This window comes from Natronobacterium haloterrestre, from assembly GCF_900112205.1.
GTDB classification, from domain to species: Archaea; Halobacteriota; Halobacteria; order Halobacteriales; family Natrialbaceae; genus Natronobacterium; species Natronobacterium haloterrestre.
This window is the reverse complement of sequence record NZ_FOKW01000002.1, coordinates 410793-436849: the sequence shown is the minus strand read 5'-3', so window position 1 is coordinate 436849 and position 26057 is coordinate 410793. Positions and strand designations below refer to the sequence as shown.

Here is a 26057-nt window from a genome sequence, read left to right as displayed (position 1 = left end):
GGGTCGGGACGGGAACGGTGAATTCGCTGGTGGGGGAACCCGATACCGCGGGGAGAGCGAACGTATAAGGTAAGACTCACGAACGGGATTTTGAGTGTCGAACGGAAATCACCGATACCACCGAATACACGTCCGAAACCCTCACACGAGTAAGTTCATTCACCTGATATTCATCATCTCCAAAGAGTATATATAGTAAAAGTTCATTGGTGAGTCTACCATGGCTGCTGATAACATCAGCCGACGCCGTGTGCTCCAGAGCGGTGCAGCCCTCGGGGCGCTCGGGTTGGCGGGATGTACTGGCAACGAAGAGGGCCCGTTCCGTATGGGCACCTCCACGGGCGGAACGATGGACGTCGGCCTCGCGTTCGAACAGGCCGTCTCCGAACACAGCGAGGACGTCGAGTACTCCACGATCGAGAGTCCAGGCTACGTCGGAACCGCTCGTCGCCTGGACGCGGGCGAGATGGACGGCGGGATCGTCGATACCAACACGATGGCCAAGGCGATGAACGGCGAAGACATGTTCGCCGACGACCCGATCGATACGCTCCCGTGGCAGGGCTTCCTCGGGTTCCCGTACAGTATCTACATCGTCGCCCGCGAGGACACGGACATCGAGACGTTCGACGACCTCGCCGGTGCGAGCGTCTATCCGGCCGAACCCGGCTTCTCCACCCGTGCGACGACGCTCGACGTCTGGTCGATGCCCCAGGTCGAGGACGTCTACGAGGAGATGGACATCGTCGACGCCGAAGTCGGCGACGCACCGGGCCTGATGGAGGAGGGGGAAATCGACGCGGCGATCGCCTACGGGACGCCCGGCGTCGGGAACACGGGCTGGGTCGTCGAGTACGACGCCCGTACCGACGTCCGGTACGTCGAGCATACCGACGAACTCGTCGAGGCCATCCAGGAGTACGGCGGTGCGGGCTACACCGAGTACGACGACGTCGGCGACGACTTCGGCTGGCAGCAGGACATCGGCACCGACGGAATCGTCGCCTGGGACCTCGAGGTCACGTTCACGTTCCACCACGACGCCCCCAAGGACGACGTCTACGAACTCACCAGAATCGCCCACGAACACGGCGACACCGTTCGCGACGCCGAACCGCGGTTCACACCCGACACGCTCGAGGATCTCACGTCCTCGGCGATCGCGGATTACCCGTTCCACCCCGGCGCAGCCGAGTACTACCAGGACGAGGGTGCCTGGAACGACGACTGGGTCATCGGTGACCCCGACGAAGCGGGCGAGTACAACTAACGAACCGAACCCCGACGCGGGTTTTTAGAGATATCTACGGAGTTAAAAAATGAGTACACGATCGGCAACCGATTTGCAAGGATTTAGAACGCGGTTACTCGACAACGCCGTGACCGTGGGAGCGCTGTTGCTGTGGGCGCTCGTCCTCGTCTGGGCCTCCACGCGCTGGGTCGGACGAACGCAGTACGCGATCCTGTTTCTCGGCGGGATCCTCATCGTCTATCTGCTCAACGAGGCCGTCGAGTCGATGGCAGCGGAGGATTACGTCGACCTCCTCCTGTTGGCCGCCTGTGGGGTGGTAATGGCCGTCGCGACCGTCTACATCTTCGCGAACTTCGAGGATATGTACATCCAGCGCCAGGGCTGGGCCCTCGAGCACGAGTATCACCTGGCGTGGATGGTCGTCGCGGTGATCCTCTATCTCACCTGGCGCTCCTACGGCAAGGTGTTCCTCGCACTCGTCGGCGGCGCGATGCTGTACGCGCTGTACGGCTTCATGGTTCCCGGGATCTTCAGCCACGCGGGGATCGGGACCAACTACATGTTGCAGATGCTGATCACCGACCTGGCCGGCTTCTACGGCTCGCTGACCGGGCTGACGGCGGCGTGGATCGCGCCGTTCCTGCTGTATGCGGGGCTCCTGTTCGCCTACGGCGCGTTCGATCTCATCCTCCGGCTGGCGATCGTCAGCGCGAGGTACATCGAGTCCGGCGTCGCCCAGACTGCGGTGCTGTCGAGCGCGATCATCGGCTCGATCAACGGGAGTTACGCCGCCAACGCCGGCATGACCGGCTCGTTCACCATCCCGACGATGATGGACAGCGGCCTCCGACCGCGGACCGCGGCCGCGATCGAAGGCACTGCTTCGACGTCCGGCCAGGTGCTCCCGCCGGTCATGGGTGCCTCGGCGTTCGTCATGGCCTCGTTCCTCCAGACGGAGTACATCAACATCATTATCGCGGGGCTGTTGCCCGCCGCGATCCTCGTCCTGAGCATCATCGTAGCCGTCCACTACACCTCGATCAAGGAGGTCAGCAGCCAGGAGATGCACTTCGAGGACTTCTTCGACGAGGAATTGACTCGAGCGGACAAGATCGTCGAAGGGACCCGCTTCGGAGTGCCGTTCGTCGTGTTGATCGTCACTCTGGGAGTCTACCAGTGGACGGTTCCGACGGCCGCCCTCTGGACCGTCGCCGTGATGGTCACGCTCGGTATCACGACGCCCGTACTCCAGTCGGTCTACGCGACTGCCACCGGCAAGCGCCCGAGCCACGTCGAGCTCGGCGAGTCGTGGGAAAGCGGCCTCCGGTCGCCGCTCAGACCGGTACGTCGTCACGCGGTCGTCGACACGCTGATCGGGGAAATCGGCAACACGATCGGCGGCTTCCGGCGTGGGGCGGTGATCCTCGCGCCGATCGCGATCATCCTCGCCGCGGTCAACGGCGTGGTCGACCTCCTGATGACGACCGGCGTCCCCTCGAAAATCGCCCTGATGCTGATGGACATCTCGGGCGGCGTGCTGTTGATCGCCGCGATCCTGGGGATGGGTGTCTGCATCGTCATGGGGATCGGGATGCCGACCGTCGCGGCCTACGTCATCACCTCGACGCTCGTGGCACAGGCGTTCGTCACGGACTTCGGCGTTCCCGAGGTCGCTGCCCACTACATGGTGTTCTACGCCGCGGTGATGGCCGGGGTGACGCCGCCCGTCGCGATCGCCGTCGTGGTCGCCTCGGGGATCGCGGAGTCCAACTTCTGGGAGACCTGCGCGACGGCGATCACAATCGCCGCGCCGCTTTTCGTCCTCCCGCTGTCGTTCATCTACCATCCCGAGATCGTCTCGACCTCCATCGGGACCGATTCACTGATCTCGGCCGGAATTATCCTGCTGGGCGCGTTCACGATCATCTACGGCCTCAACTATCCGTTCGAGTTCAGGCGTAGGTACCGGATCCCGGTACGATTCGTGCTGTTCTGGCTCGGTGCCTTCGTGATGGTCTACCCCGGCTGGACCGCACAACTCGCCGGCGCGGCGATTTTCGCCCTCGTCTTCTTCACCGAGAAGGTCGTGACGAAAGGCTGGCGTAGCCCCGTGAGAACCGGCGCAAACTAACGGCAGTCTCCCTCTTTCTTCGTCTCTTCTCGCCGACTTCCGCTCATTGGCTACGGTAGTGGCCGATGGTACCACTATCCAAGTTACTATAACCGAGACGCCGCCTGTTTACCATATGTCCGATACCACGTGGGAGCTTCTCCTCCCCGCGGAGATCGATCCGGCCGGACCGGAACGGGTCTCGGAGTTCACTGCGACCACGAGCATCGACGAATACGAGGACCGTGACGCGCTCCTCGAGGACGTCGACCGTTTCGACGCGATCATTACGCGTACCGAACGGATCGACCGGGAACTGATCGAGCGGGCCTCGAGCCTCGAGATCGTTTCCAAACACGGCGTCGGCGTCGACAACATCGACGTCGAGGCGGCGACCGAACGCGGCGTGATCGTCAGCAACACGCCCGGCGTCAACTCGCGCGCGGTCGCCGAGCACGCGATCACGCTGTTGCTCGCGGTCAGGCGACGGCTCCGGGAAGCCGACGCGGCCGTTCACGGGGGCGGATGGGACGATCACGACGTCGCGACCGACCAACTGCTCGGCGACGTACTCGGGCTGTTCGGCTGCGGTGACATCGGCCTCGAGGTCGCCGACCTGGCGACGGGACTGGGGATGGACCCTCTGACGTACGATCCGTACGTCGACGAAGATACCCTCCCCGCGGGCGTCTCGACCGTCCAGGATCCCCGGGAACTGTTCGAACGGGCCGACGCCGTCTCCGTCCACACGCCGCTGACGCCCGAAACCCGCAGCGCGGTCGGCGAGAACGAACTCGCGGCGCTCGGTCCCGACGGTCTCCTGATCAACACGGCCCGGGCCGAAGTCGTCGATCGGGACGCACTCGGCGCGGCCCTCGAGGACGGGACGCTCGCGGGGGCCGGCCTCGACGTGTTCTCGCCCGAACCTCCCGGGCGGGACCACCCGCTGCTGGCCTTCGACAACGTCGTCGCCACCCCGCACGTGGGGGCACAGACGACCGAGGCGCTGCGTGACGCCAGTCTCGAGGCGGCGGCGAACGTCCGGATCGTCTACGAGGGCGGCGTGCCCGAGTCGGCGATCAACGGGGACGCGTTCTGACGGCGCGACCGCGTCGACCCTCGTTTCTCGTTTCGACGGGCACGACCGAACGCCAAAGAACGCATCGCGTCTCGCTTTCCGACCGGTTTCAGCAGGTCACGTTAGTTTCAAAATATAGTATCGAATTTGATAGTAGATGGTTATTTCGCCAAAATCATAACTTCGGCTGGCCTGATCTCTCAGCGGACCGAACGGCAGCACAGCGTGGATGTAGGTCGAATCGTATCGGAAGGGATCGTTTGACCATCAACTAACGGTATTAATCGACGTATAAATTGCTCGAAAGTAATATTGTAAAGCTATCAGTATCGGCAATCGGCACGGGTCCGAGTCCGCCGCAAACACAGAATACCAATCAAATTTATTATGACACAAGTGAATTATGCGGTTTCGTGATCATTTATCGGTCCGAGTAGGCGATGCGAACTCGAGGGAAGACGCCGCATCTGGATGGACCCGGTCGAGTCTGGAACGAGATTCGGTACTACGGATGGGACGACAATCGGCGACTCGAAGGATACGGGGAAAGGGAAGGCGGACCCTGCGTCACCGTTCGATCGCCGAGGGCAGCGGGAGCGCGTGCCCGTTGGCGACGTACTTCTCGCCGACGAAGACGACGGCGAAGACGGCGATACCGGCCAGTTGGAGCATCCATCCCGGGTAGATCATGATGAAGACCCCGAGCCAGAACAGGCCGAACCGGAGCGGGATGGCGAACAGTCGCCGCATCCCGAAGGCGTAGTTGAGCCCGTAGATGATCGCGAACGCCCCGAACAGGATACGCGCGCCGGTAAACAGCGCCTGGGGATCGATCGATGGTGACACGATCTCGGGATGGTAGATGAACGAGATCGGTAACACGAAAAGCGGCGCGGCGATCGTGATCGCGGTCGCACACGACCGCCAGAAGTTCGAGCCCGCGATCCCCGAGGCGACCACGACGGCGATCGCGACGGGCGGCGTCACCCCGGCCATCACTGCGGCATAGAACACCATGAAGTGTGCCGCCAGTTCGGGCACCTCGAAGACGTTGACGAACGTCGGTGCGACCAGCGTCGAGACGATGACGTAGGCCGCGACCGTCGGCATCCCGACCCCCATGATGATACAGACGCCCATCCCGAACAGCACTGCGATGAGCAGAATTCCGCCCGATAGTTGCATCAACATGATCGCGATCCGCGAAGGGACACCGGTCGTCATCAGGAGATCGACCACGCCGTTGACCGCGGCGAGGATGATCGCGATCGGCGCGAGGATCACCGCCCCACGCCGGAAGCCGCGAACTCCGTTCCGGAGTTCCTCGAGGAAGGTATCGACGGGACGGAACCGTCGGATCGACCGACCGACGCCGACGACCGGGCCGATCGGACCGCGACGTCCGACGGATCGGAGGGCCGGTCGGACGCGTCCTCGAGTCCACCACTGGGAGGACCAGAGGCCGCCGACGTCGTCGACGTAGACCGGTCGGTCCGATCGGGCGACGACCTCGTACCCCGATCGTGCTACCGGCATTCCGATCCCGAGCGCGACCATCATAACGATCGTATACAGGGCCGACGTCATGACCGTGAACTGGAGGTATCCAAGGGTGAAGAGGAGAACGGCGAAGGGAACGCCGAACCGTACCCCCTGTACGAGTTTGTCGTTTCGGGTCATCTCCTCGTCGAAGTAGTCCTGAAAATCCATCTCCTGTTCGCCGATCTCGTTGATCGACGTGTAGTGGACGGCCACGAGGATGCTCGCGACGAGGATGCCGGCCGGAATGAGTCCGGCCACGATGATGTTCCAGTAGGGAATCCCCAGCATCGACGCCATGACGAACGCCGAGGCACCCATGACCGGCGGGAGCACCTGGCCGGACGTCGAAGCAGTGCCTTCGATCCCCGCAGCGGTACGGCCGGAGAGGCCGGCGTCCATCATCGTCGGGATGGTGAACGAGCCGGTCATGCCGGCGTTGGCGGCGTAACTCCCGTTGATCGAGCCGATGATCGCGCTCGACAGCACCGCGGTCTGGGCGACGCCGGACTCGATGTACCTCGCGCTGACGATGGCTAACCGCAGTATCAGGTCGAACGCTCCGAACGCGAACAGGAGTCCCGCATACAGCAGGAACGGCGCGATCCACGCCGCCGTAAGTTGCGTCAGCGAGCCGTAGAAGCCGGCCAAATCCGTGATCAGCATCTGCAGCATGTGGATCGTGTCCAGCCCGCTGTGGCCGAACAGGCCAGGGACGTAGTAGCCGTACATGGCGTACAACATCGCGCCGCCGATCAGCGCGAGGAAGACGTTGCCATAGGAGCGCCAGGTGAGATAGAGGATCACCGCGATCACGAGCCAGGCGAGGCGGTACTCGTGATCGGGGGCCCACCCCTGGCGGCGAATGTAGAACGCGTCGAAGTCAGTGAAGATGTAGACGGTCGCGGTTACCATCACGGCCCCGCAGGCGACGAGTATCAACAGGTCGACGTAGTCTTCCTTCTCGACCGACTCTTTGGCTTCTTCGATGACGTATACCGACAGGACGGCGCCGAGGAACAACACTCCGTACTGGGCACGACTGATCCCCTGGGTCCACGCCCACCAGAGAACGATCGCCCAGAGCCCGAGTGCTCCCGCCGTAATGGCATAGTCGAGTGCGGTAACGCTCAGTCGATCCCGCCCGGTGCTCGGTTCGTGGCTCGCCGTTTCGGTGCTCATCGTTGCATGATCTCGTTTCGTTCTCGTAAGACGGCGGTCGCCGGGGCCGTCTAGCCGAAGTACTCCCCGACCTGGTCCCGGTCGCCGACGACCCAGTTCTCGTCGTCCCAGACGCCCTCATCCTGGTAGTACTGGGCCGCACCGGGATGGAACGGGTAGTCCTCGAGCGCCCCCTGAACGAGGTCCTCGGGGCCCTCGGGAGTGAACCGTTCCTCTGCACCACGGATAGTGTCGCCGTGTTCGCCACCGACACGACACAGTTCGTAGGCCGCCTCGTCCGGGGTTTCCGGATGGAACGCGACGGTAACCGTGAGGTCCCAGGCGGCGATCTCGTCGGTACCGATATCCTGGTCCCAGGCGAACGTCTCCGCCGGATCGTCGTCGTAGATCGACAGGCCGGCCCCGGGGAACCCCTCGATCGCCTCGATCAGGGCGTCGGTGTGCTGGACGTAGTGGACGTCGACCCGGGCGTCGTACTCGACGACCCAGCCCGTGTTCCCGACGCCGGGCGTCCCGTAGGCGATCGCCGCGTCGATCTGCTCTTCTTCCATCAGGCCGGGCGCGTCGGCGACGTCGGCGTCCACGATCTCCATCTCGTCGTAAATGTCGGCGATCGGATCCTGTTCGAAGACGTCGAGCGTCGTCGCACGGGTCGAGTAGCCCGGTTCGGCCGGGTAGACGCTCGCGCCGGCGAGGTCGTCGAACGTCTCGATCCCGGTCCCGTCGCGGGCCATCATGTAGATGCTGTAGGGGAACACGGTCATCCCCTGCCAGGGGAGCTGGTCGACCGGGTCCTCTGCGAACATGTCCAGCTCCTGCTGGGCCTTGTTCATCGTGTTGGTGTCGACGTACGCGGCGTCGAAGGCGTCCTCGTTCATCCGGTACGTCGATCCGACGTACCCGGGGCTCTCGACCGTCGAGTAGCTGAGCATGTCGCTCTCTTCGGCGACGCCCTGTTCGACCGCGAGCCCGACGTCCATCGTCCCACCGGCCGACGTCCCCACGTCGATGTGGTGCTCGCGGTCCTCGTCCATATCGTCGCCACCGGCGCCATCATCGTCGTCCTCGTCGAGCGGATCTTCCTCTTCCGGGTCGACTTCTTCGTCCCCAATGCACCCTGCTACCCCCATGGTCCCCGTAACGGCCACGACCGTCAGGAACCGTCGTCGGTCCGAACTACCATATGACATGGTAACAATATCCACTCCAATGGTACACCATATATATTCTTTGAAGGTGAGGTGTCATATCGGAATCGATGTACGTAGGAACTATTTCTAATGTATGACATTCAATAATTCGTGAACGATGGCCGCTCGAGGCGATCGACGGTTCCCGTGTCGGGAAGGCACGGACGATTCGGCTCAGGGGCCCGCGATGTACACCCAGTAGAGCCAGTGTGCCAGGCCCGCGAGCAACCCGATCGCCACCACGACCTCGATCACCCGAACGACGTACGGCGTATATCGTCGCACCGTCGCCTCGGCGCGGTTGTACCTGCCGTGTAACTCCGACAACAGGTCGACGACCCGATCCCCCAGCGAGCGGTCCGAAGCGTTTTCCGAGGACATACCGCGAGTTCATCACGAATAATATTAAACTTCGTCCTCGGCCGTATCGTTCCCCGTGAATGTACTCTTTTCCCGCACGTGGCGCTATGTTTGTAATTGAATTGAACCACGAACGATTACGTATCGGCCGGCTGTACTAGTCGTCGAGACTGCCCTCGAGTACGAATGGCGGATCGCTTCCGTCCCTGGCGGTCGAGACACCGAAATCGTCGCCTCGCCTGTACGATACGTCTCCCGTCTTCCGCCACAGATAGAATTTAACCACGAATCGAACCTCAGGTGATGTTGACAGTCCGCGTCGGGAGAACGTCGCCGTGGATTCGCTGAGCTACGGTACTGGTCTGGGAACGACCGCTCGGCCGAAATCTCGAGAGCGCGAAACGTGACGGGACGACAGGAGTCAGACCGGGCTCAGTTCCTCCCGGTACGCGCCGTGGTGGTCCTCGAAGACCTGCATGATCTCACCCATCGTCGCGTAGGCCTTCACGGCGTCGACGACGTAGGGCATGACGTTCTCGTCCGCTTCGATCGCCTCCGACAGCGCCTCGAGCGTCGCGTCGACTTCCTCGTCGTCGCGTTCCTCCTTGACCTCCTCGAGGCGCTCGAGCTGGCGGTCGCGAGTGGTCTCATCGATGTGGAGGATGTCGGGCGAGGTGTCCTCCTCGATCGTGTACTCGTTGACGCCGACGACGACCTCCTCGCCGCGCTCGACGCGCTGCTGGTACTCGTAGCTGGACTCCTGAATCTCGCGCTGGAAGTAGCCCTGATCGATGCCCTCGAGGACGCCGTCGCGGACGGAGCCGTCGCCTTTCTCCTTGATCTCCTCGATGTAGGCCATGATCTCGGCCTCCATCTCGTTGGTGAGCTTCTCGATGGCGAAGCTCCCGCCCATCGGGTCGACGATGTCGGCCGCGCCGGACTCCTCGGCGATGATCTGCTGGGTGCGAAGCGCGACGCGGACCGCCTTCTCCGAGGGCAGCGCGAGCGCCTCGTCGAAGCTGTTGGTGTGAAGCGACTGCGTGCCCCCGAGGACGCCGGCGAGCGCCTGGATCGTCACCCGGACGATGTTGTTCAGCGGCTGCTGGGCCGTCAGCGACTGACCCGCGGTCTGGGTGTGGAACTTCATCCGCTTTGACTCGTCTTTCTCGGCGCCGTACCAGTCCTCCATCACGCGGGCGTAGATGCGACGGGCGGCGCGGAACTTCGCGATCTCCTCGAAGATCGAGTTGTGGGAGTTGAAGAAGAACGAAAGCAGCGGCGCGAACTCGTCGACGTCGAGGCCGCGCTCGAGACAGTCCTCGACGTAGGCGAACCCGTCAGCGAGGGTGAACGCGGCCTCCTGTGCGGCCGTCGATCCGGCCTCGCGGATGTGGTAGCCCGAGATCGAGACGGGGTGGAACTTCGGCGTCTCCTCGACGGCGAACTCGATCGTGTCGGTGACGATGTCCAGCGATGGCCGGGGCGGGATCACCCACTCCTTCTGGGCGATGAACTCCTTGAGCATGTCGTTCTGGAGGGTTCCCCGGACCTCCTCGCGGGGGACGCCCTGCTGGTCGGCCAGCGCGATGTACATCGCGTAGATGACCGGCGCGGAGGGGTTGATGGTGAAGGAGGTCGACACCTCGCCGATGTCGATCCCGTCGAACAGGATCTCCATGTCGCGCAGGGTGTCGACGGCGACCCCTTCCTTGCCGACCTCGCCCTCGCTCATCGGGTGGTCGGAGTCGATTCCCATCAGCGACGGCATGTCGAACGCCGTCGAGAGCCCGGTCTGGCCCTCGTCGATCAGGTAGTGGAACCGCTCGTTGGTCTCCTCGGCGGTTCCGAACCCGGCGAACTGCCGCATCGTCCACGTTCGACCGCGGTACATCGTCGGGTACGGTCCCCGCGTGTACGGCGGTTCCCCCGGGAATCCCAGGTCCTCCTCGAAGTCCAGGTCCGCGATGTCCTCCGGCGTGTAGAGGCGGTCTACCTCGTGGTTCGAGACGGTCGCGAACCGATCCTGGCGCTCCCCGTGGGCATCGAGGACGGGCTCTAGCGTCTCCGCTTCCCACCGTTCCCGTTCCTCGCGGATTCCTTCGAGGTCTCCTTGATCGAACATTGGTAGATACGTGTACGCCGGGTTTCTAAAGTCTTGTGTGGTTACGGGAGAATCCGGGGAAAGACCGACCGACCGTCGAACCTCGCCCTCGAGACAGCCCAGTCTAGGGACTTCCGCCCGATTCGCGGACGTGTCGCGCGATGATCTCCTTCTGGATCTCGGTGGTCCCCTCGTAGATCGTCGTGATCTTGGCGTCCCGGTAGTAGCGTTCGACGTCGAAGTCGGTCGTGTAGCCGTAGCCGCCGTGGATCTGGACGGCCTCGTTGGCGACTTCGACGGCGGCCTCGCTCGCGAAGTACTTCGCCATGCTGGCTGCCATCGGATCGACCCCGTCCTCGTTCTTCCGGGCAGCGTCGCGGGCAAGCAGCCTCGAGGCCTGGACCTTCGTCTGCATGTCCGCGAGCTTGTGCCCGATCGTCTGGTGGTCCGCGATCGGTTGACCGAACTGCTCGCGCTGTTCGCCGTAGGCGACGGCGTCGTCAAGCGCCGCCTGGGCCAGCCCGACGGCCTGGCTCGCGATGGCGATCCGGCCGCCGGTCAGGATCGAGAACGCGGCCTTGAGTCCGCGGCCGACCTCCGTGAGGCGGTTCGCTTCAGGGATGCGGACGTCGTCGAAGATCAGGGTCGTCGTGTCGCTGGCCCGCAGGCCGAGTTTGTCCTCCTTCTTGCCGACCTCGAGGCCGTCGGCGTCCTTCGGTACGAGGAACTGGGTGACGGTGTCGGGGTCGTCGCGGTCCGTCTTGGCGAACAGGATCACGACGCCGGCCCGTTTCCCGTTCGTGATCCACTGTTTCTTGCCGTTGATGACGTACTCGCCGTTTTCCTCGTCGAGTCGGGCCTCGGTACTCATCTCCGCCGGGTTCGACCCGGCTTCGGGCTCCGAGAGGGCGAACGCCCCGACGGGGCGGCCGTCCACCATCTGGGGCAGCCACTCCTGGCGGTGTTGCTCGGAGCCGAACTCGCGGATGCACGACGCCGCCATACAGTGGACCGACAGCGCGGTGGCCAGCGAGAGGTCGCCGTACGCCACTTCCTCGTTGGCGATGCTGTAGGTGAGCCGATCGGCGTCGAACCCGCCGTACTCCTCGGGGATCGTGAGTCCGGTGAGACCGAGTTCGGCGAGGCCGTCCCAGACCTCCTCGGGGAACTCCTGGTTTTCGTCGGCCTCGTCGACCACGGGGGTGACCTCCTCCGCGACGAACTCCCGGATGCTCTCCCGGACGAGTTCCTGTTCGTCTGAAAGTTCCATACCGGGGTTTCCGGGAGGAGGATAGTAAAGTTGCCGACGGCGTCCGACGCCCTACACGTAGTCGAGGTTCACCTGCGTCACGTTCGCGGCCCGTTCGACGACCTCGCCGATCTCGGCCCGCCGCGACTCGTCGAGTCGACTCTCCGGCCCGCAGACGCAGATCGCCCCGCGCAGTCGGTCGTCCTTGTCCAGCACCGGCGCGGCGACACAGACCATTCCCGCGATGCGCTCGCCCTCGTCGACCGCGTACCCGCGCTCGCGGACGGTCTCGAGTTGTTCGCGAAGCCGGTCGGGATCCGTGACCGTTCGAGAGGTCACCGACACGAGTTCGCCCTCGAGGAGCGACTCGACCCGCTCCTCGGGCAGGTGTGCGAGCATCGCTTTTCCCGGTGCGGTAACGTGTAAGGGCATCCGTGCCCCGGGATAGGCGAACAGGTTGATGGCGTCGGGTCCCTCTTCGACGGCGAGGATGACGGCCTGGTCGTCCTCCTCGATCAGCAGCGTCGCGTGCTCACCGGTTTCGGCGGCGACCGTCTCGAGTTGGTCCCGGACGGCCTTGTAGATCTCCAGCCGGTGGCGGTGACGGTGCCCGACCTCGAGAAACCGGGTCGTCGTCCGGTACTCCTTGCCCTCCCTGGTCACGTAGCCAGTCGCGACCAGCGTCCGCAGGTAGTCGTGGACGGTACTGACCGGCATCTCGAGGCGTTCGGCCAGTTCGGAAACCCGCCCGCCGCCGTTTTCGGCGAGCTCGTCGACGATGGCGAACCCGCGCTCGACCGACCGGTTCGGTGCGTCCGTCATGAAAACGACACGTGTCCACGGGCTAAGAAGTGTTTCGGCTCTACCGGAAATTTCTCCGGCAGACCCGACCGCTCGCGCTTCGAACTCAGGCGGACGAGAATCGAACCGATCGTCGTTACGGTACAAAGACGCCGAAATCAGCGGTTGGATCGGAACCGAGTCGATTCCGAACTCGAGCAGTACCGCGTCGCTCGAGTCGGTTCCACGTAATGTTTCCGGGTAGGCCGGAGATGCCGATATCGTATACCTCAGTTCATTTGCTGCCCGAAACACTACCGAAGGGCAGGTTACGACTCGAAATCGTATCCGGTATACTCGAAACGTCGCTGATCACCCGCGGATTACAACCGTACCTACGTAAGAAAATCACGGTTCATTACCGTTGTGACGAACGAGATCGAGGGCTCAGTTGTGACGAACGAGGTCGCGAATCAGAACGTTTCACTGTTCGTAGTCGGTCCAGATCTAACACGAATTAGTCACGTAGTTTCCTTCCGATTTGCCGGCCAAATACACATTTAGAACCCATTCCCTGTTTCCATTATTGTATATCCTATAATATAAGATACAGTGGAGATCGCCGTTCGTTACAGGACGCCAACTGCCCCCTCGAGCGAGTCCACCCAGCCATGGGCCCAGTAGATACATGATCGTCGTCGCCGCACCCCCAGACATGCTCGAGATCGACCGCCCGGAACGAATCCCGACGGACGACCCCGACGCCTACGACACTGCCCTCGAGTGTCTGCGGCGAGGCATCGAAGCCGCTCGACCCGAAACCCTCGTGCGACGCCGAGTCTCGGTCTCGACGGGGACCCTCTCGGTCACGGATGTCGAGGGCCGTTGCACCGAATACGACCTCGAGACGTACGACGACGTCGTTCTCGTGGGTGCCGGGAACGCCGCCGGTCACTTCGCGGCGGCTCTCGAGGGGGCGTTCGGCGATCGACTGACGGGCGGTGCGGTGGTCACCGACGACCCGGTCGAGACGTCCGTCGTCGACGTGCTCGAGGGGGACCACCCGGTTCCGAGCCCGAGAGGCGTCGAGAGTACCCGGACCGTCCTCGAGCGCGCCCGAAGCGCGGGAGCGAACGACCTGGTCGTCGCCGCCATCACCGGCGGCGGCAGCGCGCTGTTTGCGGCTCCGGCCGAACCGCTGTCGATCGACGACCTCCGTGTGGTGACCGAGGAACTGCTCGCCTGCGGGGCTTCGATCGACGAGATCAACGCCGTCCGGAAACACTGTTCGGCGATCAAGGGCGGCCGCCTCGCACGCGTCGCCGCACCGGCGACCGTCCTTACCCTGCCCATCAGCGACGTCGTCGGTGACGATCCGAGCGTGATCGCCAGCGGTCCGACCGTCCCCGATCCTTCGACGTACGCCGACGCGCTCGCGGTCCTCGATCGCTACGACCTCGAGGTCCCCGATTCGGTACGTAAATACCTCCGTGGGGGAGCGGACGGCGACCACCCCGAGACGCCGACCGCGGACGATCCAGCCTTCGATCGGACCGACGTCCGGGTCATCGGCAACGGTCGGACTGCACTCGAGGCGGCCGCCGACGTCGCGGCCGAACGGGGCTACGAGCCGCTGGTGCTCGCCTCGGGCGTCCGCGGCGAGGCCCGGGAGGCCGCGCTCACCCACGTCGCGATCGGCGAGGAGTGTCGGGAACACGGCTCGCCGGTCGAACCGCCCGCGGTACTTCTCTCGGGAGGCGAAACGACGGTGACCCTCGCCGACGACCACGGCCGGGGCGGCCCCAACCAGGAGTTCGTCCTCGCCGGCGCGCTCGCACTGGATCGTGACGACGGGGGTGTCGTCGTCTCGGCGGTCGACACGGACGGAATCGACGGCGCCACCGACGTCGCGGGGGCGATCGCCGACGCGACGACGGTTCCCGAGCGGGCGGGGAGATCCGCTCTCGAGGGCAACGACGTGCGTTCCGTGCTCGAGGGGGCCGAGGCCGTCGTCCGAACGGGGCCGACGGGAACGAACGTCAACGATCTGCGGGCGATCGTGGTCGGCTCCCCGGCCGACTCCGGTCGCGGGCGGAAGGGGTGAAAGCGCCGGATTCGACCACAGGCCTACACATAACCATTCAAATCTTTCTATGAAACTGTCCGATAGTGTATGGATACGTCGTCCACATCACCGTCCTGGACGACCGCCGGCCCGTTACGAACGTATCACTGTAAACCCCGAACCTTTTTACTGGGGAGCGACGACCCTCGAGGGTGAGCCAATCCGACGAGGGGTCGAGCGAGACGTGCGGATGCAAGGTCGGACGCGTCGCAGACCGGTACGGGCTCGCCGACCTCGACGACGACCTCGTTCGCCGCTGGACCGACGAGACGGACGAGCGATACAGCACCCGCGACCTCGCGGAACACGTGAACAAGCGGGTGCTCGCCGCCGCGCTCGACGATGCCGGACTGGGATACAAGGACGGCGAAGTCGAGAACACGTACCGACTGCTGACGGACGACGACGTCAGCAGCGGGACTCGAGTCCAGACCCGCAAGGAACTGGAGCGCGATGCCGTCCCCGTGGAAGACGTCGAGAGCGACTTCGTCTCCCACCAGACCGTCTACAACCACCTGACGGACTGCCTCGAGGCGTCACTCGAGAGTCCGAGCGACGAGGAACGGCTCGAGCGAAGCAGGGACAAACTCGGGGCGCTGCGGAACCGGACCGCCGCGGTCACCGAAGACACGGTCGAACAGCTCGAGCGAAGCGGCGTGCTCGAGGTCGGCGAGTTCAACGTCCTCGTCAACGTCACGATCACCTGCGAGGACTGCAAGACCCAGTACACGATCAGGGACCTGCTCGACCAGGGCGGGTGCGACTGTCAGTCGACCGGCGAGTGATTCGACGACCGACGTTCGAGTCGTGTGCCTCGAGCCGATCGTCAGTCTCGAGGAGACCTATCTTATTCCAGTCATACTAACGGAACCGATAGGACCTGGGTCGCGTGGTTACTCGATCGGGAAACGCAGGAGTGCGCCGATCCCGTCGAACGCCTCGACGAACCGGTTCCCCGCCGGGAAGTCGTCCGGGACGACGACCGCCGAGCCACCCTGCTCGGTCGTCCGGTCCCCGAACCGCTGGATGCGGTCGCCCTCGAGGGCCGTCGAGAGCAACAGCGTCTCCACCGCGTCGTACTCGAGGGCCTCGTCGACCTCCTCCCCGCCGTACGCGACCGGTTCGTCCCCGCCGACGCCGTCGAAAAACGAGTCGAGCGCGTCGCGGGCCTCGCGGCGGTCCCGTTCCTCGAGCGCCGACTCCCCTTTCTCGGCGAGTTCCCGCAGCCCCTGTTCCGTGGCGTACTCGACCGCGAACTCGCCGAGTAGTCGCTCCTCGAGGCCGGGAGCGAGGTCGGCCTCCTCGCGGAACCGTTCGACCGTCCCCGTCGTGCCGCCGAGCAGCACGCCGTCGACGGGGTCGCCCTCGAGGAACTCGAGTGCCGCCCGCTCGGCGACCTCGTCGAAGAACGCCCGTTTCCGGCGTTCGCGGTCGCGTTCGAACCGCTCCGCCGACTGCCCGCCGGCGCTCGACTTCCCGGGGACGTCGCTGTCGAACGACTCGACTGCCTCGACGCCGTCGTCGAGGCGTCCGAGCGCCGCCCCGCTCCGCTCGACGACGAGCAGGCCGTGCGTGCGGTCCGGAGGCCTGATGCCCTCGATCGGTTCGAGATCGAACTCGGTGGCATGGGCGTAGGTGTGGTCGTCGATCGGGACGGGGAGGTCGTCGAACGTGGCCGTAACGAGGTCGCCGTCGACGACGCCCGCGTAGACGGCGAGCCCGGTCTCGGGGATCTCCTCGTACTCGCTCAGCAGGCTCCGGACGCTCTCGAGGGCGTCGGCGAGGGGCTCGGGGAACGTCCGTTCGTCGAGTTGCGTCGCTTCGGCGTAGTCCGTTTCGACGGGCCGGCGTACCTCGCCGATCGACTCGTTCGGCGGAACCGCGAGCGTGACGAGGACGTCCCGGTCCGCGGACGTGTTCGAGAGCCGTTCGAGCCGTTCGTGGAGTTCGTAGTCCGGATGCGACATGCGTCCTCGGCCGCCGACTCGAATGGGGGGTCGACGGTAGCCGCGGTAGGCGGCTACGCGGGTTGAGCGGTCGGCTGGCGTTCTCAAGGGTGGCGACGGGTAGAATCGTCAGTCGGCCCCGGGACCGCGCGCTTCCTCGGACACGGACGACGAGCGGTCGTCGGCTCCCGGCCGAACGACGGCCCGGAACCGGGCACGCGGATCGACCGATCCGCTGCCGATCACCGCGAATCCGGCGACGATCGCCAGGAACCCGAAGATCGCGCTCGTGGCGATCGTTTCCCCCAGCAGCGCCCACCCACCCAGCGTCGAGACGGCCGGAACGACGTAGAATACCAGGTTCGCGCGGATCGCACCGGTCGCGTCGAGCAGCGCGAAGTAGGCGACGTAGGCGAGGACGCCGGCGAACACGCTGACGTACGCCAGCGCGACGACCGCCTCGAGCGTCCAGGCGATCGACCCCGGTGATTCGCCGGTCGACCACGAGAGGCCGTGGGTGAGCAGGGCAGCGAGGGGAAGTCCCCAGGCGATCCGGACCGTACTCGAGATCGTCGGTTCGGCCCGCCGAATGAGGACGGCTCCGAAGGCGGCGCTTACGGCTCCGGCAAAGAGGATCGACCTGCCGACGGCGTCCCCGCCGACCAGCATCGCGGGGTCGGGACTGACGACGAGCGCGACGCCGACGAGGCCGAGTCCCATCCCGACTCCGCCCCGGACGGAGAGGCGCTCGTCCGAGAGGAGCACGGCGGCGAAGACGGGCGTCAGGATCGGGTTGAGACTGAAGACGATCGCACCGACCGCGCTGGTCGCGTACTGCTGACCGACGAACAGCAGGGCGTTGGCCAGCCCGATCACGAGCCCGCCGGTCGCGAGGATCCCCACGACGTCTCCCCGCGTCGACGGGAGTAGTTCCGCACGCGAGGACGTCAGAACGACGTATCCGAGCAGGAGCACCGCCGCGAGATCGAACCGCAGGGCCACGAACAGAAGCGGCGGGAAGTACTCCAGGCCCGCCTTCGCCGCGACGAAGGTTCCGCCGAAGAACAGGCTCGCGAGGGCGAAAAAGCACAGCGAGCGACGATCCATCACTCGAGAATCACCTCGAAGCGAAGACGGTGCGCCGATCGGGAAGGCGTCGGCGCGGAGAGCGTGGTAGTCATCGTATCTTCGGCTACGGCTGCCAAGCCTATAGTTTCGTTCAGAAAATATTTCGTGGCAAGAAAAACGATCGGGGGGCGCGTACGGTTCGTGCCGTGAAAGAGTTTCACGGTACGAAAAGGGTATGGCCACGGAGGACCGAGCGGGCGCATGGAATCGACGCTCGAGGAGATCGAGTTCCTCGCGCTCTCGTCGAACCGGGTCGAGGTCCTGAGGCTGCTGTCCGAGGATCGATACACCCGGACCGAGTTAGCCCACGAAACGGGGGCGTCCCAGGCGACGCTCGGCCGGATTCTTGGGGACTTCGACGACCGGTCGTGGATCACCAGGGACGGCAGTGAGTACGGGGCGACGGCGACGGGTCGCCTCGTTGCCGAGGGGTTCGCCGACCTGCAGGGGATCGTCGAGACGGAACGAAAACTGCGGAACGTCGTCGACTACGTTCCGACCGAGGCTCTTACTTTCGATATCCGGCGGCTCGCGGACGCGACGATCACCGTTCCGACACAGACCCGGCCGAACGCACCGCTCCAGCGGTTGCTCGCCTTGCTCCGAAGCGCCGACGAGGTCCGGGCCTTCTCACACGCCTTCAACGAACAGGGCCTGACGACCCTCCAGCAACGGGCCGCAGCGGGGGAGACGGACTTTCGCGGCGTCTTTTCTCGGGAGGCGATCGAGGCGCTCGCCGACGAACCCGTGCTGCGCGAGCGACTCCGCGATCTGCTTGCAGCCGACAGCACCGCCGTTCGGATGCGGGACGAATCGATCCCGCTCGCCGTGATGATCGTCGACGACGTGGTGTACCTCCTCCTGCGGGACGAACACGGCGTCCTGCGGGCGTCGATCGATACGGACGATCCGGACGTGCGATCGTGGGCCGAAGACCGATTGGACGGCTACTGGGCTGACGGTGAGCCTCTCGAGCGGGACGCACTCGAGACGACGTAGGCGAGAGAAAATTCGGTCGCTTACGGGGGTGTCGCTTCGAATCAGCCGACTACGCTCCGGAGGTCGGTGACGCGGCGGTCGCCGTGCGGTCCGCGGCGATCGTGAACGTCCCGAGCAACTCCCGCAGTGCCTGGGCGTCGTCCTCGAGGTCCGTCGCGGTCGTCGACACTTCGTCGATCGTCGCGGTCGTCTCCTCGGCGGCGGCGGCGGCCCCTTCGGCCTCGTCGCTCGTCTCCATCGAGACGTCGGCAACGGTGTCGACGATCGTCGCCAGTTCTTCGGCGGCGGTCGCCTGATCGTCGGCCGTCGACGCGATCTCCTGGATGCTGCCGTCGACCTGGCCGATCCCGTCGGCGATCGTCTCCTGTTTGGACTCGAGGTCCGCGACCAGCGTCGCCGTGGTTTTCATCTCCTCGTCGACGGTCGCGATCTCGTCGGCCGTCGTCGCCGTCCGCTCGCGGATCGACTCGAGGGTCGCCTCGATGTCGTCGACGGCGTCCATCGTCTCCTCCGCGAGGGACTTGATCTCGTTGGCGACCACGCTGAACCCGTCACCGTCGGCGTTCGCCGTCGCAGCCTCGATCGAGGCGTTCAGCGCGAGCAGGTTCGTCTGGTCCGCGATATCGTCGATCAGGGCGATGATCTCGCCGATCTGTTCGGTCTCGCGCTCGAGTTGTTCGGCCGTCTCTGCAACCGTCTCCGTGGTGTCGACCAGCGAGTCGATGTTTTCCGCCGCCTCGGAGGCCATCGCCTGGCCCTCGTCGGCGAGCGAGGCGACCTCCTCTGACTGCTCGGCGATCTCGGAGGTCGTCGCCGCGACCTCCTCGGTCGCGGCCGAGAGGTCACTGACCTCGCTTGCGGCCGCATCGAGGTCGTCGGTCTGTTCGGCCGCACCGTCGGCGATCCCCTGGACCGACTCCGCGACGTCCTGACTCGCTGTCCGGATCTGCTCGCTCGAGGTCTGGAGGTCGGTCGCGACGTCCTCGACGGTCTCGGCCGACGTCTGGACCTCGGCGACGAGGTCGCCGATCCGGTCGAGCATCTCGTTGAACGAGTCCGCGATCGCCTCGAGCGCTTCGTCCTCGATCTCCGGCTCGAGTCGGCGGTCGAGGTCGCCGTCGGCGCAGGCGTCCATCACCTCGGAGAACCGTTCGGCCTCCGCGACGAGCCGTTCGTTCTTGCGCTCGACCTCGCGGCGGGCCTCCTGGACGCGCTGTCGTTCCTCCTCGAGTTCGTCGGCGCGGCGTTCGGCCTCCCGCTGGGCCTCCTGTGCGCGTTCCTGTTCGACTTCGAGTTCCTCGAGCGACTCCTCGAGGGAATCCCGCATGTCCGCGACGGAGTCGTAGAGTTGCCCCACTTCGTCGATCCGGCCGGTCTCGAGGTCGACGTCGAACTCGCCGTCCCCGATCCGCTCGGCCCGACCGCCGAGTCGATCGAGGGCGAGTGCGGTGTTGCCACCGATGACGATCCCGAACAGACCGAGATTCATGAAGAAGACGACCAGGAGCCCGGTCACCGCGGCAGTCGCCCGATCGGCAGCCTCGGCCTCCGGCCCCGCGTGGATGTACGCGCCGAAGAGCAGGCCAAAGGCCAGCGTCACGACGACGACGCAGCCGAGTGCCGCGGCGATCTTCGCGCTGTACCGTCGTCGGACCCTGTTCGGGACGACGCTATCTATGTTCATGCACCTGCACCCCGACCGTTCCCCTATCGGTTACAGACATACGATCCGATAATGAGATCGTCATTCCGCCCAAATAACCCTTATTGCCGCTCGAGGGGCGATAAACTACCGTTTTTGACAACGCCGTTCAACGATTCAAGCTCGAGATCTCCATGCGCGATCCGGGGCGAACGCCGATCGGAGACGACCCGAGGTAGGGTCGAATCCCCGCCGAGTACGGTCGACCGGGGCCGGCTACAGTCCCGTCGGAATCTCGAAGTAGGTCGTCTCGAGGTCGGCGTCCCACCCCTCGACCAGATCCTGCAGTGCCCGGACGCCGAACGTCTCCGTCGCGTAGTGGCCGGCCAGCGCGACGGTGATGCCGGCCTCCCGGGCCTCGTGGTAGACCTTGCCCTTGCCTTCGCCCGTCACCAGCGCGTCGACGCCCGCGTCGACGGCCTCGTCGAGCCAGTCGGTACCGCTCCCGGTGACGATCGCCACGTCCTCGATCCGTTCGGGGCCAAAGTCGAGCACCTGAACCGACTCGCCGCCGGTCTCGAGTTCGGACTCGAGGCGGTTCCGGAGTTCCCCGGGCGAGTAGGCCTCGACTGCGGTTCCGCGCTGGCCGACGTACTCGGGGCCGAGTTCGCCGAACGGGGCACGGTTCTCGAGGCCGAGGACGTCGGCGACGCCCGCGGCATTGCCCAGGTCCTGGTGGCCGTCCAGCGGGAGGTGGGAGACGTACAGCGCGACGTCGTTCTCGATCAGCGGCGCGAGCCGATCGTAGGTGCGGCCGGTAACGCGGTCGAAACCGCCCCACGAGAGTCCGTGATGGACGACGAGGACGTCCACGTCGGCCTCGATCGCTCGCTCGAACGTCGCCTCGACGCCGTCGACGGCGAAGGCGACGCGGTCGACCGCGAGATCGTCGGGGCCGACCTGGAGGCCGTTCGCGCTGGCGTCGAGCTCGGCGTAGTCGTCGGTTCGTAGCTCCTCGTCGAGCCGGTCGACGAGTTCGGTGAGTCGGACGGTCATAGGTGTCCGGCATTTGCGCGGCCGACGGCTTGTAAGCTTGCGATCCGTGCCGGCTCCCGGTCCTTTCGCCGACTGGTGCCGAAAACGGAAGTACCGCCCGCGAGCCATCGATTTACCTACCATCGCGACGAACCCCCGCGCATGACACGCCGAACGGTCTCACACGAGGACGGAGCGATCTACGAGTTCACCCCCGACCTCGAGCCGATCGAAACGGTCGAGTCTGGCGCCGAGTTGACGATCGACACCCGCGACAGCTTAGACGGCGCGGTCCAGTCCGAGTCGGACGTCATCGACGCCGTCCCGGACGAGGTAAACGCCGCGACGGGACCGATCGCCGTCGAAGGGGCCGAACCGGGCGACGTCCTGCGGGTCGAAATCGAGGACGTCCGGGTCACGGAGGACCGCGGCCGCGCGGTCACCATCGACGGCTTCGGCCTGCTCGACGAGTACGAGGAGATCGAGGCCCCGCGGACGCGGATCACGCCGGTCGAGGACGGCTCGATCACCTTCGACACCCCCGAGGGCGAACTCGAGGTGCCGATCGAACCCGTCGTCGGGACCATCGGCGTCGCGCCCGCCGAGGAGTCGTACACGACGCTGTTCCCACACGACCACGGCGGCAACCTCGACACGACGGAGGTCACCGGCGGCAACACGATCTACTTCCCCGTGTTCCAGGCGGGTGCGATGCTCGCGATGGGCGACTCCAAGGCGGCCATGGCTGACGGCGAGATGTGCGGCACGGGAGCCGAAATCGCGACCGACGTCGACGTCACCGTCGAGGTGATCGACGACCCCGCGGTCGACCTCGAGCGCCCGCTGCTCGAGACCGACGACGCATGGAAGCCGGTCGCGAGCGCCGACACCCTCGAGAAGGCCTGCCAGTTGGCGAACCGCGACGCGATCGACCTCCTTGCCGCCGAGCACGGCGTCGACGAGACCGACGCCTACATCTTCTCGAGCCTGGTCGGGGGCCTCGAGATCAGCCAGGTGGTCGATCCGCTGGTGACGGTCAAGAACGCGGTTCCCAAGGAGTATCTCTCCGATCCGTTCTAACGGGGAAGTAGGTCTTTTTATTCAGGTTCTGGGTGAGAGTTTCGCGGAGGAAAGTACTCGAGCGATCGTACACATCTATGTGTGTTGTTAAAATTGGTGTGCTGAATATAGAGTATAGATTCATCACCAGTTTCCGCGCGAGCGAAGCGAGCGCGGTTCCCGGGCGGCGAGGCCGAAGGCCGAGCAGCCCGCCTTTTTCATCGAAGTTTTTGCGCGAGTGGTTCGCCTCCGGCGAACCCGACGCGGAAAAAGTTCGCGCTCTGTATTCAGTAGTCGGTAACTGAACTCTCGAGCAGCTACCGAGAGTGATGTCTTGGACCTGGACTCGCTACACGTGCGAACTGGGCGATCCCGTAGATGCACCGAGCGAGAGCCGCGTCACTACTGTCAGAGTTCTCGAGCGACCATCTCGCCCCAGCCCTCGAACCCGTGGCGTTCGTAGAACGCCTGTGCGCGGTCGTTGTCCCGGTCGACGTCGAGGACGAGTCGCTCGAGCGGAAGATCCTGGTCTCGGGCAGCAGCGACGGCGGCGTCCATCAGGTCGTCGGCGACGCCCGTCCCGCGGTACGCCTCGCGGACGTAGATTTCGTTCAGGACGGCCGCGTCCCAGATGTAGGCGTGAGAGTCCGGCAGGAGGAAGACGTAGCCGACCAGGTCACCCGACCCGTCGTCGACCGAGTCGTCGACCGCCACCTGGACGCTGCGCGCGTCGCGGTCGACGCAGCGATCGACCCACTCGAGGTACCCCTCGCGGTAGTCGTCGGTGAGTTTCGCGGCGTACTTTTCGGCTTTCTCCTGGCCGCCGGTTCCGGTTCCGAGCCCGGTCTCGAAGGCTCGCTTCAGATCCCAGAGGGCGTCGGCATCCGACTCGCGGTCGTACGGTCTGACGATCATCAGTTACGTGTGGGTCGCCCGGTAGGGAATAACGCTGTCGTTTCGGTCGGTGGGGACGTCGCTCTCGTACGTCGCCGGTTCCTCGTCGATCGTCGATCTCGAACTCGGTCTCGGTCTCGGTCTCCGTTTCGACCTCGAGAAAGCGAAAGTGAAAGTGAAAGTGAAAGTGAAATTGAAAGTGAAAGCGGAAGAAAAAATGAATTCCCGTCCGATCGCGTCCGTGCAGTGATCACCGCCGTGAGGGAGGCCTATCGCGTACCGTTCAACCCGATCGTCCGCTGTGACCGTCACCTATCGTCCGTTGCGACCGCCACCTACCGCTGGAATTGCAGATCGTACTCGAGCAGGCAGGGCCGGGGTGTGACGCGTTTCGCTTCCGGATCGTAGTCGACGGCGCCGGCGTTCGCCATCGCTGGCAGGTGGACGTGGTGAAGCGAAATCGCGATGGTCTCTACTGTCTTCTCGTCTCTCCCATCGAGCCCGCACTCCCGGGCCGCGATCGCCGAGGCGAGGGGTTCGAGGGAGACTGGCTCCTGGCGACCGGCCAGCAGGTCGAGCGTCATTCTGCGGCGTCGCGGGGCGAGCAAGTGATGATACTCCCGTTCGGAGAGGGAGTCCGATTCGGCGTCGGTGTCCGTCGGCGGACGGTGGTGCGTGGATTCGGACATCGGTGGGGTTCGCGAACGCGGTCGCGTGTCGCTGCCAGTAGAGAGACCCCGCGCAAGCGTAAGCAGGAGGTAACACAAATTAGGTCCAACCGCCGCTCCGAACGGGTCGGGCTGTAAAAAGTTCCCAGCATTACCCGACCTCGAACCCGGTTCAGGCGCTCTATACCGTATTTCCGCCGGCGGAGTTCTAATACGTCTGGGGCACGTCCTGTGGGTATGACCGGCGGAACCGAATCGCTGACCGACCCCCTGCGCGAGACGCTTGCCGTGTTCGACGGCAGCGGCGTGCCGCACACGACGACCGAGGTGTCCGAACGGCTCGAACTCGGCCGGCGTAGCACATACAGTCGACTCGAGCGCCTGGTCGATCGCGGCGAACTCGAGACGAAGAAAGTCGGCGCGAGCGCGCGGGTGTGGTGGCGACCGCGGGCGATGGGCGACCGGACGGAGGTGGACGGAGAACGGAAACGGAAACGACGCATCGAACGCCACCGCGAGCAACTGGTCGCGCTCAACAACCTCAACGGGATCGTTCAAGACGTCACGGAGGCGATCATCGAGCGATCGACCCGGGAGGAGATCGAGCGGATCCTCTGTGAACGGCTCGCCGCGGCGGAGTCGTACGAATTCGCCTGGGTCGGCGACGTCGACGTGGGCTCGCAGACGGTGAACGTGCGAGCCGAGGCCGGCACGGACGACTACCTCGAGGAAGTCACCATCTCGACCGATCCGGATGACGAACACGGCGAGGGCCCGACGGGTCGGGCGCTCCGGACTGGGACGCTCCAGACGACCCAGGACATCCAGAACGATCCGCGGTACGAACCCTGGCGCGACGTCGCCGAGCGCTACGGCTTCCGCTCGTCGGCGGCGATCCCCATCGTCCACGAGGAGACGGTCTACGGGGTGTTGAACGTCTACGCCGATCGTCCGCGCGCCTTCGAGGGCGACGAAGGCGCGGTGATCAGCCAGCTGGGCGAGATCGTCGGCCACGCGATCGTCGCCGCCGAACGCAAGCAAGCGCTGATGGCCGACGAGGTCGTCGAACTCGAGTTCCGCATCCACGACGTGTACGAAGCACTCGCGGTCGGCACCGCCGATGGAGCGGACCGATCGGACGGGTTCGTCGCCCTCGAGCACACGCTTCCCATCGAGGACGAGGAGTACCTCGTCTACGGGACCGCCGCCACGGAGTCGACCGAGCGGCTACGAGGGCTCGTCGCGGAGCTGCCCCACTGGACGGACGTGACGTTCCGGGCCGAGGACGACGGAACGGTCCCGTTCGAACTCCGGCTCTCGGAGCCGCCGGTGCTGTCGGCAGTCGCCTCGGTGGGTGGTTCCGTCGAACGCGCGGTCTTCGAGGACGGGGACTTTCGGATGACGCTTCACCTCTCGCCCAGCGTCGAGGTCAGGACCGTCATCGACGCCGTTCAGTCGACGTATCCCACCGCGGAGATGGTCGCACGCCGCCAGATCACGCGGGACGAAAACGAGCCCGAGCGGACTCGTCGGGCGGTGACGACGGAACTCACCGACCGCCAGCGGACGGTCCTCGAGGCCGCGTATCATGCGGGCCTGTTCGAGTGGCCACGGAGCGCGACCGGCGAGGAGGTCGCCGACTCGCTCGAGATCGCCGCGCCGACGTTCCACCAGCACCTCCGGAAAGCCCAGGGGAAAGTGTTCGACGCGTTGCTGTAGC

20 protein-coding genes are annotated in these 26057 nt (G+C 65.0%); 8 read left to right on the top strand and 12 right to left on the bottom strand.

All coding sequences use genetic code 11. The features are described from left to right. Nucleotides 1-220: 220 nt before the first annotated feature. From BM113_RS06140 to BM113_RS06130, 3 genes are all read left to right on the top strand, one after another. Entirely contained in the window at nt 221-1270 is a 1050-nt protein-coding gene (locus tag BM113_RS06140) for a TAXI family TRAP transporter solute-binding subunit (RefSeq protein ID WP_089786275.1), read from the top strand. A gap of 49 nt (nt 1271-1319) precedes the next feature. Then, complete coding sequence (locus tag BM113_RS06135) at nt 1320-3383, top strand: TRAP transporter permease (protein WP_089786273.1); 2064 nt, start codon at nt 1320-1322, stop codon at nt 3381-3383. 115 nt (nt 3384-3498) lie between these two features. Next, the gene (locus BM113_RS06130; protein ID WP_089786271.1) at nt 3499-4461 is read left to right on the top strand and encodes a hydroxyacid dehydrogenase; all 963 of its coding nucleotides are present in this window, start codon (nt 3499-3501) and stop codon (nt 4459-4461) included. A gap of 546 nt (nt 4462-5007) precedes the next feature. On the opposite strand, the gene BM113_RS06125 is transcribed toward BM113_RS06130, so the two are convergent. From BM113_RS06125 to BM113_RS06100, 6 genes are all read right to left on the bottom strand, one after another. Then, a complete protein-coding gene (locus tag BM113_RS06125) occupies nt 5008-7161 on the bottom strand; it encodes a TRAP transporter permease (protein ID WP_089786269.1) in 2154 nt (717 codons plus the stop codon). 50 nt (nt 7162-7211) lie between these two features. Further along, on the bottom strand, nt 7212-8351 hold the full coding sequence (locus BM113_RS06120; RefSeq protein WP_245757984.1) for a TAXI family TRAP transporter solute-binding subunit: 1140 nt from the start codon (nt 8349-8351) through the stop codon (nt 7212-7214). 174 nt (nt 8352-8525) lie between these two features. Continuing rightward, entirely contained in the window at nt 8526-8732 is a 207-nt protein-coding gene (locus tag BM113_RS06115) for a hypothetical protein (RefSeq protein ID WP_089786266.1), read from the bottom strand. 400 nt (nt 8733-9132) lie between these two features. Further along, the gene (locus BM113_RS06110; protein WP_089786264.1) at nt 9133-10833 is read right to left on the bottom strand and encodes an acyl-CoA mutase large subunit family protein; all 1701 of its coding nucleotides are present in this window, start codon (nt 10831-10833) and stop codon (nt 9133-9135) included. Nucleotides 10834-10936: 103 nt separating this feature from the next. Continuing rightward, entirely contained in the window at nt 10937-12082 is a 1146-nt protein-coding gene (locus BM113_RS06105) for an acyl-CoA dehydrogenase family protein (protein ID WP_089786263.1), read from the bottom strand. Between the two features lie 51 nt (nt 12083-12133). Next, a complete protein-coding gene (locus tag BM113_RS06100; RefSeq protein WP_089786261.1) occupies nt 12134-12883 on the bottom strand; it encodes an IclR family transcriptional regulator in 750 nt (249 codons plus the stop codon). Between the two features lie 646 nt (nt 12884-13529). Between BM113_RS06100 and BM113_RS06095 the strand changes: the two genes are divergently transcribed. After that, the gene (locus BM113_RS06095) at nt 13530-14945 is read left to right on the top strand and encodes a glycerate kinase type-2 family protein (RefSeq protein WP_089786259.1); all 1416 of its coding nucleotides are present in this window, start codon (nt 13530-13532) and stop codon (nt 14943-14945) included. Between the two features lie 173 nt (nt 14946-15118). Beyond that, nucleotides 15119-15751, top strand: coding sequence for a rod-determining factor RdfA (gene rdfA / locus BM113_RS06090; RefSeq protein WP_089786258.1), 633 nt, complete (start codon nt 15119-15121; stop codon nt 15749-15751). A gap of 108 nt (nt 15752-15859) precedes the next feature. On the opposite strand, the gene BM113_RS06085 is transcribed toward rdfA, so the two are convergent. Further along, nucleotides 15860-16933: a Vms1/Ankzf1 family peptidyl-tRNA hydrolase gene (locus tag BM113_RS06085; protein WP_089786256.1), complete on the bottom strand. Its 1074-nt coding sequence runs from the start codon at nt 16931-16933 to the stop codon at nt 15860-15862. A gap of 108 nt (nt 16934-17041) precedes the next feature. Next, complete coding sequence (locus BM113_RS06080; RefSeq protein ID WP_394327712.1) at nt 17042-18019, bottom strand: DMT family transporter; 978 nt, start codon at nt 18017-18019, stop codon at nt 17042-17044. A gap of 222 nt (nt 18020-18241) precedes the next feature. On the opposite strand from BM113_RS06080, the gene BM113_RS06075 reads away from it, so the two are divergent. Next, nucleotides 18242-19039 carry a helix-turn-helix transcriptional regulator gene (locus tag BM113_RS06075; protein ID WP_089786252.1) on the top strand — a complete coding sequence of 266 codons (798 nt, stop codon included), beginning with the start codon at nt 18242-18244 and terminating at the stop codon, nt 19037-19039. A 49-nt stretch (nt 19040-19088) separates the two neighbouring features. On the opposite strand, the gene BM113_RS06070 is transcribed toward BM113_RS06075, so the two are convergent. Both BM113_RS06070 and BM113_RS06065 read right to left on the bottom strand, forming a co-directional pair. Continuing rightward, entirely contained in the window at nt 19089-20723 is a 1635-nt protein-coding gene (locus BM113_RS06070) for a methyl-accepting chemotaxis protein (RefSeq protein ID WP_089786249.1), read from the bottom strand. Nucleotides 20724-20957: 234 nt separating this feature from the next. Next, entirely contained in the window at nt 20958-21737 is a 780-nt protein-coding gene (locus BM113_RS06065; protein WP_089786248.1) for a Nif3-like dinuclear metal center hexameric protein, read from the bottom strand. 141 nt (nt 21738-21878) lie between these two features. Between BM113_RS06065 and BM113_RS06060 the strand changes: the two genes are divergently transcribed. Beyond that, nucleotides 21879-22796: an acetamidase/formamidase family protein gene (locus BM113_RS06060; protein ID WP_089786246.1), complete on the top strand. Its 918-nt coding sequence runs from the start codon at nt 21879-21881 to the stop codon at nt 22794-22796. A gap of 387 nt (nt 22797-23183) precedes the next feature. Here BM113_RS06060 and BM113_RS06055 read toward each other — a convergent pair whose 3' ends face one another. Both BM113_RS06055 and BM113_RS06045 read right to left on the bottom strand, forming a co-directional pair. Beyond that, entirely contained in the window at nt 23184-23690 is a 507-nt protein-coding gene (locus tag BM113_RS06055) for a GNAT family N-acetyltransferase (RefSeq protein ID WP_089786245.1), read from the bottom strand. 314 nt (nt 23691-24004) lie between these two features. Next, complete coding sequence (locus tag BM113_RS06045) at nt 24005-24358, bottom strand: DUF7344 domain-containing protein (RefSeq protein ID WP_089786241.1); 354 nt, start codon at nt 24356-24358, stop codon at nt 24005-24007. A 216-nt stretch (nt 24359-24574) separates the two neighbouring features. Between BM113_RS06045 and BM113_RS06040 the strand changes: the two genes are divergently transcribed. Beyond that, nucleotides 24575-26056 carry a bacterio-opsin activator domain-containing protein gene (locus tag BM113_RS06040; RefSeq protein ID WP_089786239.1) on the top strand — a complete coding sequence of 494 codons (1482 nt, stop codon included), beginning with the start codon at nt 24575-24577 and terminating at the stop codon, nt 26054-26056. Nucleotide 26057 lies beyond the last annotated feature (1 nt).

What these genes read in the sequence shown, in the direction of transcription:
- BM113_RS06140 (WP_089786275.1), top strand. Translation starts at nt 221, where the DNA reads ATGGCTGCTGATAACATCAGCCGACGCCGTGTGCTCCAGAGCGGTGCA.
- BM113_RS06135 (WP_089786273.1), top strand. Translation starts at nt 1,320, where the DNA reads ATGAGTACACGATCGGCAACCGATTTGCAAGGATTTAGAACGCGGTTA.
- BM113_RS06130 (WP_089786271.1), top strand. Translation starts at nt 3,499, where the DNA reads ATGTCCGATACCACGTGGGAGCTTCTCCTCCCCGCGGAGATCGATCCG.
- BM113_RS06125 (WP_089786269.1), bottom strand. Translation starts at nt 7,161, where the DNA reads ATGAGCACCGAAACGGCGAGCCACGAACCGAGCACCGGGCGGGATCGA.
- BM113_RS06120 (WP_245757984.1), bottom strand. Translation starts at nt 8,351, where the DNA reads ATGTCATATGGTAGTTCGGACCGACGACGGTTCCTGACGGTCGTGGCC.
- BM113_RS06115 (WP_089786266.1), bottom strand. Translation starts at nt 8,732, where the DNA reads ATGTCCTCGGAAAACGCTTCGGACCGCTCGCTGGGGGATCGGGTCGTC.
- BM113_RS06110 (WP_089786264.1), bottom strand. Translation starts at nt 10,833, where the DNA reads ATGTTCGATCAAGGAGACCTCGAAGGAATCCGCGAGGAACGGGAACGG.
- BM113_RS06105 (WP_089786263.1), bottom strand. Translation starts at nt 12,082, where the DNA reads ATGGAACTTTCAGACGAACAGGAACTCGTCCGGGAGAGCATCCGGGAG.
- BM113_RS06100 (WP_089786261.1), bottom strand. Translation starts at nt 12,883, where the DNA reads ATGACGGACGCACCGAACCGGTCGGTCGAGCGCGGGTTCGCCATCGTC.
- BM113_RS06095 (WP_089786259.1), top strand. Translation starts at nt 13,530, where the DNA reads ATGATCGTCGTCGCCGCACCCCCAGACATGCTCGAGATCGACCGCCCG.
- BM113_RS06085 (WP_089786256.1), bottom strand. Translation starts at nt 16,933, where the DNA reads ATGTCGCATCCGGACTACGAACTCCACGAACGGCTCGAACGGCTCTCG.
- BM113_RS06080 (WP_394327712.1), bottom strand. Translation starts at nt 18,019, where the DNA reads ATGGATCGTCGCTCGCTGTGCTTTTTCGCCCTCGCGAGCCTGTTCTTC.
- BM113_RS06075 (WP_089786252.1), top strand. Translation starts at nt 18,242, where the DNA reads ATGGAATCGACGCTCGAGGAGATCGAGTTCCTCGCGCTCTCGTCGAAC.
- BM113_RS06070 (WP_089786249.1), bottom strand. Translation starts at nt 20,723, where the DNA reads ATGAACATAGATAGCGTCGTCCCGAACAGGGTCCGACGACGGTACAGC.
- BM113_RS06065 (WP_089786248.1), bottom strand. Translation starts at nt 21,737, where the DNA reads ATGACCGTCCGACTCACCGAACTCGTCGACCGGCTCGACGAGGAGCTA.
- BM113_RS06060 (WP_089786246.1), top strand. Translation starts at nt 21,879, where the DNA reads ATGACACGCCGAACGGTCTCACACGAGGACGGAGCGATCTACGAGTTC.
- BM113_RS06055 (WP_089786245.1), bottom strand. Translation starts at nt 23,690, where the DNA reads ATGATCGTCAGACCGTACGACCGCGAGTCGGATGCCGACGCCCTCTGG.
- BM113_RS06045 (WP_089786241.1), bottom strand. Translation starts at nt 24,358, where the DNA reads ATGTCCGAATCCACGCACCACCGTCCGCCGACGGACACCGACGCCGAA.
- BM113_RS06040 (WP_089786239.1), top strand. Translation starts at nt 24,575, where the DNA reads ATGACCGGCGGAACCGAATCGCTGACCGACCCCCTGCGCGAGACGCTT.